Source organism: Streptomyces araujoniae (genome assembly GCF_050871195.1).
Taxonomy (GTDB): Bacteria; Actinomycetota; Actinomycetes; order Streptomycetales; family Streptomycetaceae; genus Streptomyces; species Streptomyces bacillaris.
Genome location: NZ_CP194070.1, coordinates 5926809 through 5940821, shown reverse-complemented (window position 1 = coordinate 5940821; position 14013 = coordinate 5926809). Strand labels below are relative to the sequence as shown.

The following is a 14013-nucleotide window of genomic DNA, read 5'->3' as shown; positions in this document are numbered from 1 at the left end:
TCCGTCCGGCAAGGGAATTGGTGAGCTGTGAGCCAGATCGTCGTCAAGCGCCCACCGCGGGCCCTGCCCTCCGAAGTGCCGGTCGAGCAGGTGCAGTTGCAACCTCCGCCGGAGTTGCCCCGCGGTCAGCAGGAGGGCGCGCTGATGCAGCTCCTGCCGATGCTGGGGATGGGCGGTTCGGTCGTCTTCTTCTTCATGACGCCGAACCCGATCATGCGGATCATGGGCGTGATCATGATCGCCTCGACGGTCGCCATGGCCATCGCGATGCTGGTGCGTTTCCGGCGGGGTACGCAGGGCCAGCTCGCGGACATGCGGCGGGACTATCTGAAGTACCTGACGCAGACCCGGCGGACGGTGCTGAAGACCGCGCGCAAGCAGCGGGACGCGCAGTTCTATCTGCACCCCTCCCCCGAGCAGCTGTGGGCGCTGGTCGCCGAGGGCAGCCGGGTGTGGGAGCGGCGGGTCGGTGACGGGGATTTCGCACAGGTACGGATCGGGCTCGGCAGCCAGGAGCTGGCGACGCCCCTGGTCGCCCCCGAGACGGCGCCGGTCGACGAGCTGGAGCCGCTGACGGCCGGGGCGATGCAGCAGTTCCTGACGACGCACTCCACGCTGGACGGGCTGCCGATGGCGGTGTCGCTGCGGGCGTTCTACCACCTGACGGTCAGCGGCCACGCGGACTCCGCGCGCGCCTCGGCGCGGGCGATGGTCGGCGCGCTGGCCTCGCTGCACTCCCCCGAGGACCTGGTGATCGGGGTCGCGGCGGGCGCCGACGCGGCCCCGCACTGGGAGTGGGCCAAGTGGCTCCCCCACGTACAGGACAGGTCGTCGGCCGACGGGGCCGGCAGCCGCCGGCTGATCACCGGCAGCGTCCTGGAGCTGGAGCAGCAGCTGGCGGCCCGGCTCGACGGGCGTCCCCGTTTCCAGCCCGGCGGGCCGCCGCTCCTGGAGCAGCCGCACATCGTGGTCGTCCTGGACGGCGACTCGGTGCCCCCGATGTCGGTGCTGGCCTCGGCGGAGGGGCTGCAGGGCGTGACGGTCATCGAGGTGGTGCCGGGCGAGGTGCAGGGGGCGCGCGGCGGCCTCTCCGTCGTGGTGCAGCCGAAGTCGCTCCGGCTGGAGTCGGGGCACGGGCTCGTCTACGACGGGGTGCCCGACCTGCTGAGTCACGAGGCGGCGGAGGCGCTGGCCCGGCAGCTGGCGCCGCTGCACATGGCGACGGGCGGGGACGACGACGAACCGCTGCTGGCCAACCTGGAGTTCACGGACCTGCTGAACCTGGGGGACGCGGCCTCCGTCGATGTGGGCCGGACCTGGCGGCCGCGTTCCCAGGCGGAGCGGCTGCGGGTGCCGATCGGGGTCGGCGAGGGCGGCGCTCCGGTGATGCTGGACCTCAAGGAGGCGGCGCAGGAGGGCATGGGGCCGCACGGTCTCTGCGTGGGGGCGACGGGTTCCGGCAAGTCGGAGCTGCTGCGGACGCTGGTGCTCGGCCTGGCGGTGACGCACACCTCCGAGACGCTGAACTTCGTCCTCGCGGACTTCAAGGGCGGTGCGACCTTCGCCGGGATGGCGCAGATGCCGCACGTGGCGGCGGTGATCACCAACCTGGCGGACGACCTGACGCTGGTGGACCGCATGGGCGACTCCATCCGGGGTGAGCTGAACCGGCGCCAGGAGATGCTGCGCGACGCGGGCAACTACGCCAACATCCACGACTACGAGAAGGCGCGTTCGGCCGGTGCGCCGCTCCAGCCGATCCCGTCGCTGGTCCTGGTCATCGACGAGTTCAGCGAGCTGCTGACGGCGAAGCCCGACTTCATCGACATGTTCGTGCAGATCGGGCGCATCGGCCGGTCGCTGGGCGTGCATCTGCTGCTGGCGTCGCAGCGGCTGGAGGAGGGGCGGCTGCGCGGGCTGGAGACGTACCTCTCGTACCGCGTCGGTCTGCGGACCTTCTCGGCGGCGGAGTCCCGGGCGGCCATCGGCGTACCGGACGCGTACCACCTGCCGAACGTGCCGGGTTCCGGGCTGCTCAAGTTCGGTACGGAGGAGATGGTGCGGTTCAAGGCCGCGTACGTCTCCGGGGTGTACCGGGCGGGTGACCGGCAGGCGGCCGTGGCCGGGGGGCCGCTGCCGGTGGACCGGCGGCCGGTCGCGTTCACGGCGGCGCCGGTGCCGGTGCGGTACGTGCAGCCGGACCCGTCGGCCGGGGGCGGGGTGCCGGAGCAGCGTCGGGGGGACGACGACGCGCTGGCGGACACGGTGCTGGACGTGATCGTGCGGCGGCTGGAGGGGCGCGGCGCGTCGGCCCACCAGGTGTGGCTGCCGCCGCTGGACAACCCGCCGACGCTGGACGAGATCCTGCCGGGGCTCTCGGCCGTACCGGGGCGCGGGCTGACGCAGCCCGGGTTCGAGGGGGCGGGGCGGCTGGTCGTGCCGCTGGGTGTGATCGACAAGCCGTTCGAGCAGCGGCGGGACACGTTGTACCGGGACTTCTCCGGGGCTGCGGGCCATATGCAGATCACCGGGGGCCCGCAGTCGGGCAAGTCGACCCTGCTGCGGACGCTCATCGCGGGCTTCGCGCTGACGCACACCCCGGAGGAGGTCCAGTTCTACGGGCTGGACTTCGGCGGCGGCGGTCTCTCGGCCGTCGCGGGCCTCCCGCACGTGGGCGGGGTCGCCTCGCGTCTGGACCCCGAGCGGGTGCGCCGTACGGTGGCGGAGGTGTACGGGATCATGGCGCGGCGCGAGGAGTACTTCCGCAGCGCCGGTATCGACTCCATCGCCACCTTCCGGCGGATGCGGGCGCGCGGCGAGATCTCGGTGGCGGACCAGCCGTGGGGGGATGTCTTCCTGGTCATCGACGGGTGGGGCAACTTCCGTACGGATTACGAGGCGCTGGAGAACGCCGCCGTGGACATCGCGGCGCGCGGCCTGGGCTACGGCATCCACCTGATCGTCACGGCGTCCCGCTCCCTGGAGGTCCGGGCCAGCCTCAAGGACCACCTGATGAACCGCCTGGAGCTGCGGCTCGGTGACGTGATGGACTCCGAGCTGGACCGCAAGGTCGCGGCCAATGTGCCGGCGGGGGTCCCGGGGCGCGGGCTCATCCCGGAGAAGCTGCACTTCATGGCGGCGGTGCCGCGGATCGACGGCATCAACTCCGACAGCGATCTGTCCGAGGCGACGGCGGCCATGAACGCGGAGGTCTCCCGCCACTGGACGGCGGCCCCGGCCCCGCAGGTGCGTCTCCTCCCGCGCCGTCTCCCGGCCGCGGAACTCCCGGCGGGCCACGCGGTTCCGGAGCGCGGTGTCGCCTTCGGCATCGACGAGAACAACCTCGAACCGGTCTTCCTGGACTTCGACCACGACCCGTTCTTCCTGATCTTCGGTGAGAGCGAGTCCGGCAAGTCCAACCTGCTGCGGCTGCTGATCAAACAGCTGACGGAGCGGTACGAGGGCGACGCCTGCAAGCTCTTCGTCGTGGACAACCGGCGCTCGCTGCTGGACGTGACACCGGCGTCGCATCTGGCGGAGTACATCCCCATGTCGAACAACATGGACCACCACATGGTCGCGCTCCACGACCTGATGAAGCGGCGCACCCCGTCCGCCGACGTCACGGCCCAGGAACTGCGGGACCGCAGTTGGTGGCAGGGCCCGGCGGTCTACGTGGTCATCGACGACTTCGACCTGGTCTCCACGTCGAGCGGCAACCCGCTGGCGTCCCTCACGGAACTGCTCCCGTTCGCCCGTGACGTGGGCGTCCGCTTCATCATCGCCCGCAACACGGCGGGGGCGAGCCGGGCGCTGTACGACCCGTTCCTCCAGCGCATGACGGAGCTGGGCGCGCAGGGCGTGCTGCTGTCGGGCGACCCGATGGAGGGGGACATCCTGGGCGGCGTGCGGCCGCGGCCGATGCCGGCCGGGCGGGGCGTCTTCATCACGCGGCGGCGGGGGAACCCGCTGGTGCAGACGGGGTTGGTGGAGGGGCAGTAGGCGGGCCCGTACAGCACATCAGGGTGGACACCTCCCGCGCGTGTCCACCCTGATGCGCTGTTTGTTTGCGGTCGCTTCCGGCCTGATTGCCGGCCGCTGCCTGATCGGCCACTCGGTCGGCCGGTCGGTCGGCTCCCTGATGGGCTGCCGCACCGGTTGCCGGTCGGCTCCCTGATGGGCTTGCTGCACCGACTACCGGTCAGCTCCCCGGTGGGCTACTGCACCGACTGCCGGTCAGCTCCGATCGGCTACTGGAAGTTCGCCGCGGCCCGCTTGTCACCGCCGCGGTAGGCGGCCTCCGCCTCGCGCACGGCGCGGGAGATCTGCGAGAGGTTCTCCCGGATGCCGGTCGCCTGCGTGTCCCACCGCGTCTGCGCGGAGCGGTAGGCCGTCTTGGCCTCGCCCTCCCACAGCTCGGAGACCGAGGCGATCATCGCCTTGATCGCCTTGAGGTCCTGGTCGAGCTGCTTGGCCTGGCGGTCGATGGACGCGGCCGCGAGGTCGAGGCTGGCATAAGTGACGACCGTCGTACCGTCGTTGGCGGCCATGTGGTCCTCCTTCAGTCGAGTCGGGGAATACCGGTCAGAGGTTGTTCAGATTCGAGGTCCGGGCCGTGGCCGCGGCGTCGCCCGAGTAGCCGTCGACGACGTCGACGCCCATGAGGGCCGCCTTGATCTCGTCCTCGGTGTTGCCCGAGATCGTACGGGCGGCCTTGATGGCCTCCTGGAAGCGGAGCAGCTCGTTGCCGATGCCGACCATCGCGTTGTTGATCTGGGTCTGCTTCTGGTTGAAGTGACCGGCCCCGATGCCCTTCCAGGCACCCTCCAGGCTGTCGATCGTCGCGTGCAGCTGCCGGAGCTGGCCCTTCACGGAGTCGAACCTCTCGGTGAGAGCGTTCTCGAGCCTGAGAAGGGCTTCGGCTGAGACCTTCTGGTCTGCGGACATGGCTTTCCTTTCCTGCCAGTTGATGGTGCGGGGCCGGCATGGCTCACCGGCCGGTACATGTGAGGGACCTGCGGTCAGGCCGCGCCGCGTCTGCGGACGAGGGCGAAGACCACTCCCCCGAGGACGGCCACGCCTGCGATACCGCCGAGGATGAGGCTGAGGGGGGTGCCGCCGTCATCACCGGACGCGGATGTGCTGCCGTCGCCTGCGGCGACGGTTTCGTCGGCCTCGCTGCCGTTGCCGCCGTTACCGCCGTTGCCGCTCTGGGCGGGCTGGTCGGAGGCGGGGGTGGAGGGTTGCTCGGAGGGGGCCGGGGAGCCGCCGGTACGTTCTTCGGTGAGCGGGCTGATGTTCGGGTCTCCGGGGTCGCCCTTGCCCTTGAGGATGTTCATCGCGGGGCGGATGAGGCCGTGGCCGAGGTAGGAGCTGCGGTCGCCCTTCTTCCAGTCGCGACTGGCGGTATCGAAGAGCACATTGAGGACTTGATTCGCAGTCCAGTCGGGATTGGCGGACCAGACGAGGGCTGCGGAGGCGGAGGCGATGGCGGTGGCGGCGCTGGTTCCGCCTTCTCCGTCGCAATAGCGCTGAAAGGAGTTGTCACACCATCGCGGGATTTCACTCCCGGGAGCGGCGACGTCTACCGAGTTCCCGTTCTGTGAATACTCCGAAACCTTCCCATTCTTGTCCGCCGAAGAAACCCCTACCGCTTGGGGGTACGATGCCGGATATTCATCCCTGTTACGCCCTTGGGCATCGTTCCCCACCGCAGCGAAAAGCAACTTACCCTTGTCCTGGACGTACTTGACTGCCTCACGCTCTTGCGGCGTCGAGTACGGACTGCCGAATGAAATACTGATGATTTTTGCGTCACTGTCAGCAGCAGCCCGGATAGCGTCCGCCCAGTCATGGACGTTAGAAGAGTGCTCCTTCTGGAACTCGCTGGTTCCAATACGCATCGGGATAATCTTCGCGCCTGGGGCGAGACCCTTGATTCCACCACCCTTGCCGGTGCCAGCAATCAGTTCGGCCATCGTTGTGCCGTGGCCGCTGTAGTCGTCGTTTTCGTCGCCCTCAGTCCCTGTGGCGTCGAGGCCCTTAAGCACTTGCCCCCTCAACGAAGGCGTCTCCGGGTTGACCCCTGTATCGATGACGGCGAGCTGGATACCTTCCCCTGTCGCGATCTTCCACATTTCCTCGGCCTGCATCGCCTTGAGGTACCACTGCTTGGACTGGACGTCCACAGCTGCGGCAGGCTGAGCTGCACCGACGAAGACCACGCTCCACGAGGCTGCCACCGCCAGTGCACTGAGCGCACGCCTCTGGGGCCAGCTCATTCCTGCTGTCATCCCGACTTCCGAACCTTCCCTGGGGCTACTGCTCGACCACCGGCGGCACGGCTCCGCGCCGTCCGACTGCCCATGTCTCTTCCTCTTCCGTCAGGTAGTCCGGACGCGTCGACCCGGTGTTCCCCTCGTCCTTCTGGTCAGATTTCCGCTTGCCGGCACTACCACGGACAAGACCAGTTCCGCCGGCGGTGAAGCCCTTGGCCCCTGCGCCTGACGCCCCTCGGGGCGTACTGCCATTGGCGCCGGGGGCTCCAATCACTGTCCCCCGCGGCACTCCACGAGTTCCGCCCGTCCCGGACGTACCGGAAACAGGCCGCTGCGGGGTGCCGCCCACGATCCCATTGCCGTACCCCGCACGAGAACTCCCCGGTGCGGCCGTACCGCTGTGGGCGGCAGTAGGACGACCACCCACTACCCCGGACTGGCCGGCCATGGGTGACTGCGCGCCCCCGCCGAAGCGGCCCGTTGCTGACGGTCCACTGGCCATCGGGCTCGGTCGGCCAACAGGCATGCCCGTGCCCCCACTGGTTGCGGGGCCCGCGCCCGTGGGGGAGGGCTTGCCCGGGTTCGCTCCGACCTGACCCACAGCCCGGGGCGTGCCACCCACGGGGCCCGTAACCCGTGAGGGGCTCGGCTGCACGGGGTTCCCGAAACTGGTCGGCACAGGAGGCGTCGGCCCAGGGACCGACCCTGGCGTGTTGGTGACCGGCGGCGAGGGCGACGTGCTGGTCAACGCCTGCGGTGCGGTGGGCGTCATGACGCTGTTGATCTCCGTCGACGTGCTCTTGTCCAGCACGGGTGTTGAACCAAGAACATGATCCGGAACAGGTCGGTCGGCAGAGGGTACAGCTCCGGCCTCTGCCGTACTTGCTCGCGCTGGACCACTGGGCACAGCGCCGCTACGCGAAAGTTCCTCAGTCCCTGTCGCTGACAACGTGGATGGGGCAGGACTCCTCGTAGCGCCCTCGGGCCTCGGCATGTCAATGCCAAGCCGCTGATCAAACCGCGGTGGCTCCTGCCCAGCCAGCACCTCTTCCGACACCGCGTAGTACGACGCCAGCCGGTTGATCTGGTTGATGGCCTCCTGGCGGTTCTTCTCCACCGCCATGGCCTCCGCGTACACCGGGTTGGTCTGTGTCCGGGCCGGGAAGAGGATGTCGTCCACGTCCGTCTGGATCATCCGGCGGTCGCGCGGCGGCATGGAGTTGCGTACCGACGCCAGGCCCGTGCCCGCCACCGTGATCTGCGTGCCCGCCACGTCCGCGAAGTCGCTGAGCTTCGTGGCGTGGCTGGCCAGGCCCTTGCCCCACTTACGGAAGGCCTCGCCGGACTCGCCCTGCCAGTCGACCTTGTCGATGTAGTCGCCCAGGTCCTTCGCCGCGCTCCGGATCGCGTCCCTGGCCCTCCAGAGCGCCTCGCCCGCGTTCTCCAGGTCCGCCGGGTTGGATTTCTCCACCAGGTCGATGATGGCGTTGAGGTCGTGTCCCTCGAACGAGGTACGGCCTCCGGTGCTGACGCCGCCGGGGGCGAAGAGGTTCAGGACCCTCTTGCCCAGCTCTGTGGCGTCGGTGACGACCAGTTGGGTCTTGACCCGGCCCTCGTCCTGCTTCTGCTGTTCGGTAGGGGTCAGCTCGGGCTGCTTCTCGTCGCTCACTTGGACTCCCAGCCGAGATCGGACTGCCCTCGATCGTTCTCTGTTTCGGGCTTGGCCGCGTTCTTGCGTTCCGTGTCGATCCGCGTCTGGATCTCGTGGAACCGCCGCCGCGTCTCGTCGTCCACGTTGTCGAACCCGACCGCCGCCGCGTGCACGCCCAGGCTCAGGTACTCGATCTGGTCACCGAGCGACTTGGAGAGCGAGGTCAGGGACTCCTGGACGCGGTTGTACTGGGTGTAGAGGCCGTCCGCCTCGGCGAAGCGCGCGTTGGGGCCGCTGAAGGAGGCACGGGACACCGTCTGTGCCCCCGCCTTCGACTTGCCGGCCGCCGAGCCCTCGAGGTCCGCGAGTACGGCGTCCACTCGCTTCTTGAAGGTCTCCAGCGCGCCTACGCCACGCCTGAGATCACCGCCTGGACCGGTCACAGTGCCGTCCTCCCCGTTATGCATCCCCGTTTGCTCGGACCGTTCGGCGTTGCTATCGCATCGATACGGTCTGAGCCCATCTCACCCGGCAACTCTAGTCACTGCGTGGCGCCGGGCCAATCGGGTTGGCTGCCGCGTGACTTGTCTCATGCGTCAACTGCCGCCGACCGGCCGTCTCATGCGGCGGTTCCTGTCCCGTACGGCCACTGACGCACCGGCGATGGCTGCCACCAGGACGCCGCCGCCCACGACGACGTACGTCGCCAGGCGGGCGTTGCGTTCGTCGGCCGTCTCGCCGAGGTGGAACTCGGCCGGGGTAGGGGCTTCGCCTTTGCTCATGCCTTCGCGGGCGACCGGGCGGTCGATGGGCTTGTCGTCCTCGGTCAGGGCGCGTACCGGGTCGACGACGCCCCAGCCGACGTGGCGGTCGTGGCCCGCGACCGAGCGTTCCGCCGTCTGCTGGATCTGGGCGACGATCTGACGCTGCGTCCACTTGGGGTGCTTGGCCTTGATGAGGGCGGCGACCCCGGCGACGTACGGCGCGGAGAAGCTGGTGCCGTTGTCGGCGCAGTGGCCGCCGCCGGGGACGGTGGAGATCATGTCCACGCCGGGGGCGGCGATGCCGACGAATCCGCCGCCCTGGGAGAAGTAGGCGCGTTCGTTGTTGCGGTCCGAGGAGGCGACGGCCAGGACGCCTTCGTACGAGGCCGGGTAGGTCGGCTTCACCTTGCCGTCCACCCCGTCGTTGCCCGCCGAGGCGATGACCACGATGTCCTTGGACAGGGCGTGTTCGACCGCCTGCTTCAGGAGCGGTGTCGGCGCCACGGCGTCGGCGGTGTCCTGGGAGATGTTGATGATGTCGGCCTCCGCCTTGTCGGCGGCGTAGCGGATTGCCTCGGCCAGGGTCTCGGCCGTGCCGTTGCCCTCGGCGTCGTTCTGCTGGACGGGGATGATCGTGGCGTCGGGGGCGAGGCCGGTGAAGCCCGTGCCCTTCGCCTCGCGGGCGGCGATGATGCCAGCGACCTTGGTGCCGTGGCCCACCGTGTCCGTGGTGCCGTCCTCCTTGCCGCGCTCCAGCTTTCGGCCGTCCTTCGTCTTGAGGTCCTTCCGCATCATGTTGCGGCCCGCCTTGACGTCCACGGCCGGGGTCAGCTGGGGGTTCTTCACGTCGACGCCGGTGTCGACGACCGCCACCCGTACGCCCTTGCCGGTGGACTGCTTCCACAGCTCGTCCATCAGCACGCGCTGCAGCGACCAGGGGCGGCCCGCGTACATCTTCGAGGGGAACGTGCACTGCGTCGCGTCGTCCGCCGCTGCCGTGGGGAGCGGCAGGGCCACCAGGAGGAGGCCTGTCGCCGTCGCCACCTTGAGGAGGCGGCCCGTACCCGCCGCCCTCATGAGCCCTGCGGCTGGCTAGCCGCGCCCGTCGAGAGCCTGGGGCCCGTCGGCAGGAACGTGGACCAGACGGCCGGGACCGGGGTGGGGTCGACGTCCTTGTAGCCGAGCAGGTTCTGTGCCTGCTGCGCCTCCTGGCGGCGTGCCTGCTGCTCCTTCGCCGAGCCGGAGGCGCCGATGCCGGAGTCATCCTGGCCGCTGTCGCTGTTGGACTGCATCGCGTAGCGCAGGCCGGTGTCGGTGACCAGGAAGAGGAAGCCCACGTCGGTCTTCGAGCCCTTGAACTGGCGGAAGAACTCGCCGGATCCGGGGGTGACGTAGGCGCTGGAGGAACCGGTGGGAAGCGTGGCCGGGAATCCCGTACCGACCCAGGTCGAGAGGGTGGTGGCGCCATTGTCGGCGTCGACGTCGCGCAGGACGTTGCACACGGTGTTCCGGCTTCCCTTCCCGACGTCCGGTGAGTTGACGGGCTTCGGCTCGTGGGCGGGCCAGTCCAGCTCCGCGCCGAAGGCCTGGCCCGGTGAGAAGTCGGCGGCGCTCACCGGCTTCTCCCGGCCGGCCTGGCCGAGCGTCGACAGGTCCCGGCTGCTGAGCAGGAGTTTGGCGATGAAGTCCGAGACCGGGGCGACCCTGCCGGGCAGGACGACATAGCTCTGGGTCCTGGTTCCGGCGGTGGCGGCCAGGACCATGCCGACCTTGTCGGTGGCGGCGTCCAGGGTGCCGGGGGCGTTCGCCGGGTCGCCCGGCTTGCCGTCCAGGGTGGGGAAGGTGATCCGGTCGCCGCGGTGCAGCGTGGCCAGCCAGGCGGCGGAGACCCGCTGGGGCTTGGCGTTCTGGCCGACCAGGGTGCGCAGCAGCAGTTCGTCGTCGGGGAGGGGGTAGGCCTTGCCCGCGGCGTCGACGAGATAGCGGGTCCGGTCGGGGGCGGGCCCCTCGACGTACATGACCTCGCCGCCGCGCAGCCGTGAGGCGCCCTCGGTCTTGTTCTTCTCGCGCTCGGCGAGGACGAAGGCCGCCTTCTGGATGGCCTGGCCGCCCTCCCCGGGGCGCTCGCAGACCGCCCAGCGCTTGGCGGCCCCGGCGTCCTTGGGGTCGGGCAGCCGGTCGGGGGCGTACGGGATGCCGAGGGTAGCGCCGTGCGGGATCGTGCCGTTGTCCAGCACCGATTCGTCGACGTTGACGACCGTCCCCTTGTCCTGGGCGAGCAGGAGCTTGGCGGAGGACATGTTCAGGACGGGGTGGAGCTGCTTCTTGCCGTCGGTCGTCAACACCACGTAACGGGTGGTGGACTTGCTGGCGATGATGACGTTCTCGTGCGGGGTGTCCCAGCCCTTGGGGGCCACCGGCTTGAACATGCCCCAGGCGCCGAAGCCGGCGAGGACGACGACGCCGATGATCGCTCCCGGCAGGACCGCGCGCAGCGGGCGCGGCGCGCCCTCCTCGGAGCCGGTCGGGTTGGGTTGCAGGAACTGTGCGATCAGCCTTCGCTTCGCAAAGGTGTAGGCGTTGAGCTCGTCCCGCCGTGATGCCATGTTCCGCTGCCCCTTCTCCCCGATGGTCGACCAGGGTGCCACACGCACCGTCGGCCCCCGCTGTCGCACCGGGCCCCTACTATGCCTCCAGGGGTCCGGCCTCCACTGCTCAGGTAGGGTGACCAACCGATCAACACCCGTACGGAAAACGGCGAATACGGGACACGAGGGGGCAATGCGGCAATGGGTGCAGCCACGCGCGAGCGTACTGGGCGGTCCGGTCGCCGGGCCTCCGGTTCTTCCCGGCGGCAACGCAGCAACGGTGGCGGCGGTGCTGCCGGCACACCCCCCGCCACCACGCCGGACTCCGCGTCGGGCACCCCCGCGGCCACCACCCTGCGCGCCATCGCGCGCACCGACCGGGTGCGGCCCCTGCGGCGGCAGTTGGTGATCATCGAGGCGGCGCTCGCGGTGGCCGTCGTGGGTGCGGTGCTGGGCGGTGCGTGGCTGGTGCCCGCCGGGGTGCTGACGGTGGCCCTGGTGCTGCTCGCGGTGGTACGCCGCCGGGGCCGCGCGCTCCAGGACTGGCTGTCGGGCGCCCTCACGCTGAAGGCCCGGCGGCGGGCGGCCTCGGCGGCGGGCACGGACGCCGAGCCGATGCTCGCCCCGGTCGCGGAGAACGTCCCCGGTTTCGCTCCTTATATCTATGTCGACCGGGACCACCGCACGGTGGGCATGCTCGGTGACGGCACCTTCCTGACCGCCGCGGTCCGGGTGGAGGCGAGCGGTGAGGCGTTGCGCCCCGCGTTCGGCGCCCGCTCGCTCCCGCTGTCGCTGCTGGGCGACGCCCTCCAGGTCGACGACATCGTGCTGGAGTCGGCGCAGTTGGTGCAGCAGGTACGGGCCGCTCCCGCGCCCCATCTGCCGCAGCAGTCGGTGGCCCGCCTCTCCTACGGGCCCCTTCAGGACAGGACCGGGGCGCCCGCGCTCCGGATGACCTGGGTGGCGCTCAAGCTGGACCCGGAGCTGTGCCGGGAGGCCATCGAGGCGCGCGGCGGCGGGATCGAGGGGGCCCAGCGCGCCCTGGTGCGGGCCGCGGACCATGTGGCGAGCCGGATCACGGGGGCCGGGTTCCGGGCGGTGGTGCTGGACCAGGACGAGCTGAACTCGGCCGTCGCCACGTCCGCCTGTGCCAACCCCCTGCTCTCGGGCCGCGCCGGACGCCCGGACGCAGCGCCGCAGCGGCGCACGATGGAGACCCCGCGGGTCTGGCGGTGCGACGACCGGTGGCACACCACGTACGCCGTGGACCGCTGGCCCCAGTTGGGCCGGGGAGCGACGCCGCTCCCGCAGCTGGTCGCGCTGCTGACGTCGGTCCCCGCGTACGCCACGACCTTCAGTCTGACCGTACGGCGCGGCGCCCGGCAGGGCGAGACGGGCGTCAGCGGCCATGTCCGGGTGACCGGCGGGTCGGACACCGAACTCGTCGGCGTACGCAGGACGTTGGAGCAGGCCGCCCGGCACGCCAAGGTGGGTCTGGCGCGGCTGGACCGCGAACAGCTGCCGGGCGTGCTGGCGACGCTTCCGCTGGGAGGCGCCCGGTGAGGGGCACGTCGAGGAGGGACGGTTCGGAGAGGGACGGTTCGGGCAGGGACGGTTCGGGCAGGGACGGTTCGGGGAGGGGCAGGGCAGTGGGGCGCGGACGCGGGGTCACGGAGCGGATCGGGGCCAGGCGCGGGCTGCTCGGCCCCCGCCACGCGGGCCACACCGTGCCCACCGGCCATCTGGGCGCCCTCTCGCTCCCGGTCGGTGACGACGGCGTGATCATCGGCGACGACGCGGAGGGGCGCCCGCAGTTGATCGGGTTCCACCGCCCTGTCCCGTACGACGTCACGCTCATCGGCGGCCTGTGGACGGCGCAGGTGCTGGCGCTGCGGGCCGCGGGCACCGGAGCCCGGGTGGCGGTCGAGACCGGCCGGATGCAGGCCTGGACCACGCTGGCCCGGGCGGCGGGCGCCGGTCTGGAGTGCGTCTCCCTGTACGACGTGGGGCGGGTTCCGCCGACGGGCGCCACGGTCGGCAGCCCCGTGGTGGTGATCCGGGACTGCGGTATGCGGCCGCCCCGCGGCCGGGTCGTCTCCTCCCCCTGGCAGTCCGTGCTGACGCTGCTCCCCTATCTCAGCCCGGTGGCGCCCCGGTTGATGCGCTCGTCGGCGCTCGTGGGCATCCAGCGGGTCTCGCCCGACGAAGCACAGCAGATCGGCCGCATCCTGGGGCTCGCCCCGGCCGAGAGCGAGGCGCTGCCGACGCTGGCGGACGGGGTGACGCTCTGGGTGGCGGGGCGCGAGCACCACTGGGTGATGACGAGCGCGACGGACGCGGAGACGGGTCTGCTGGGCACCGCTCGCCGGATGGACTGATTCCTCTCCGTTCGCACCTCATGGCCCCCTCCCGCCAGGGAGCATGGATCACGCAGCACCACAGGCAGTTCGACAGTTCGATCGGAAGGGACGCCGGCATGGGCACCCAGCAGGAAAAGGACGAGCTCTACGCTCTGGACATCTCGGGCGTGGAGTGGCTGTGCGCACCCGGCACCGAGCAGGAGGAGGAGCGGGTCGAGATCGCCCATCTGCCCGGTGGCGCGGTCGCCATGCGCTCCTCCCTGGACCCCGACACCGTCCTGCGGTACACGGAGGCGGAGTGGCGGGCGTTCGTCCTGGGTGCGCGCGACGGTGAGTTCGACCTCAAGTAGGCGCCGCCGGCGGTACGGGGTG

11 protein-coding genes are annotated in these 14013 nt (G+C 70.5%); 4 read left to right on the top strand and 7 right to left on the bottom strand.

The window, feature by feature from the left end; all coding sequences use genetic code 11:
* Positions 1-27: 27 nt before the first annotated feature.
* The gene (gene eccCa / locus ACQ9ZG_RS25730) at positions 28-4002 is read left to right on the top strand and encodes a type VII secretion protein EccCa (RefSeq protein ID WP_499281265.1); all 3975 of its coding nucleotides are present in this window, start codon (positions 28-30) and stop codon (positions 4000-4002) included.
* Between the two features lie 248 nt (positions 4003-4250).
* Here eccCa and ACQ9ZG_RS25725 read toward each other — a convergent pair whose 3' ends face one another.
* The 7 genes from ACQ9ZG_RS25725 to eccB form a co-directional block, all read right to left on the bottom strand.
* Entirely contained in the window at positions 4251-4550 is a 300-nt protein-coding gene (locus tag ACQ9ZG_RS25725; RefSeq protein ID WP_028419405.1) for a WXG100 family type VII secretion target, read from the bottom strand.
* 34 nt (positions 4551-4584) lie between these two features.
* The gene (locus ACQ9ZG_RS25720; RefSeq protein WP_018488792.1) at positions 4585-4947 is read right to left on the bottom strand and encodes a WXG100 family type VII secretion target; all 363 of its coding nucleotides are present in this window, start codon (positions 4945-4947) and stop codon (positions 4585-4587) included.
* 74 nt (positions 4948-5021) lie between these two features.
* Positions 5022-6293, bottom strand: a complete 1272-nt coding sequence (locus tag ACQ9ZG_RS25715; protein WP_109914840.1) for a S8 family serine peptidase — start codon at positions 6291-6293, stop codon at positions 5022-5024.
* A gap of 25 nt (positions 6294-6318) precedes the next feature.
* Positions 6319-7947, bottom strand: coding sequence for a WXG100 family type VII secretion target (locus ACQ9ZG_RS25710; RefSeq protein ID WP_109914839.1), 1629 nt, complete (start codon positions 7945-7947; stop codon positions 6319-6321).
* Entirely contained in the window at positions 7944-8396 is a 453-nt protein-coding gene (locus ACQ9ZG_RS25705; RefSeq protein WP_109914838.1) for a DUF2563 family protein, read from the bottom strand. The genes ACQ9ZG_RS25710 and ACQ9ZG_RS25705 overlap by 4 nt, the downstream gene beginning before the upstream one ends.
* Before the next feature lie 129 nt (positions 8397-8525).
* Positions 8526-9770 (bottom strand): type VII secretion-associated serine protease mycosin, encoded by a 1245-nt coding sequence (gene mycP / locus ACQ9ZG_RS25700; RefSeq protein WP_109914837.1) that lies wholly within the window; start codon positions 9768-9770, stop codon positions 8526-8528.
* Positions 9767-11299 (bottom strand): type VII secretion protein EccB, encoded by a 1533-nt coding sequence (gene eccB, locus ACQ9ZG_RS25695; RefSeq protein ID WP_109914842.1) that lies wholly within the window; start codon positions 11297-11299, stop codon positions 9767-9769. Before eccB ends, mycP begins: the two co-directional genes overlap by 4 nt.
* Before the next feature lie 183 nt (positions 11300-11482).
* On the opposite strand from eccB, the gene eccE reads away from it, so the two are divergent.
* The 3 genes from eccE to ACQ9ZG_RS25680 all read left to right on the top strand — a co-directional run bounded on the left by eccE (position 11483) and on the right by ACQ9ZG_RS25680 (position 13991).
* Positions 11483-12844 carry a type VII secretion protein EccE gene (eccE, locus tag ACQ9ZG_RS25690; protein WP_499281264.1) on the top strand — a complete coding sequence of 454 codons (1362 nt, stop codon included), beginning with the start codon at positions 11483-11485 and terminating at the stop codon, positions 12842-12844.
* An 86-nt stretch (positions 12845-12930) separates the two neighbouring features.
* Complete coding sequence (locus ACQ9ZG_RS25685) at positions 12931-13659, top strand: hypothetical protein (RefSeq protein WP_050451702.1); 729 nt, start codon at positions 12931-12933, stop codon at positions 13657-13659.
* A 98-nt stretch (positions 13660-13757) separates the two neighbouring features.
* The gene (locus ACQ9ZG_RS25680; RefSeq protein ID WP_026237653.1) at positions 13758-13991 is read left to right on the top strand and encodes a DUF397 domain-containing protein; all 234 of its coding nucleotides are present in this window, start codon (positions 13758-13760) and stop codon (positions 13989-13991) included.
* Positions 13992-14013: the final 22 nt, after the last annotated feature.

Bases quoted from the DNA above. Each gene is read 5' to 3' on its own strand.
- ACQ9ZG_RS25725 (WP_028419405.1), bottom strand. From the start codon at position 4,550: ATGGCCGCCAACGACGGTACGACGGTCGTCACTTATGCCAGCCTCGAC.
- ACQ9ZG_RS25680 (WP_026237653.1), top strand. From the start codon at position 13,758: ATGGGCACCCAGCAGGAAAAGGACGAGCTCTACGCTCTGGACATCTCG.
- mycP (WP_109914837.1), bottom strand. From the start codon at position 9,770: ATGAGGGCGGCGGGTACGGGCCGCCTCCTCAAGGTGGCGACGGCGACA.
- ACQ9ZG_RS25720 (WP_018488792.1), bottom strand. From the start codon at position 4,947: ATGTCCGCAGACCAGAAGGTCTCAGCCGAAGCCCTTCTCAGGCTCGAG.
- ACQ9ZG_RS25715 (WP_109914840.1), bottom strand. From the start codon at position 6,293: ATGACAGCAGGAATGAGCTGGCCCCAGAGGCGTGCGCTCAGTGCACTG.
- eccE (WP_499281264.1), top strand. From the start codon at position 11,483: ATGGGTGCAGCCACGCGCGAGCGTACTGGGCGGTCCGGTCGCCGGGCC.
- ACQ9ZG_RS25705 (WP_109914838.1), bottom strand. From the start codon at position 8,396: ATGCATAACGGGGAGGACGGCACTGTGACCGGTCCAGGCGGTGATCTC.
- eccB (WP_109914842.1), bottom strand. From the start codon at position 11,299: ATGGCATCACGGCGGGACGAGCTCAACGCCTACACCTTTGCGAAGCGA.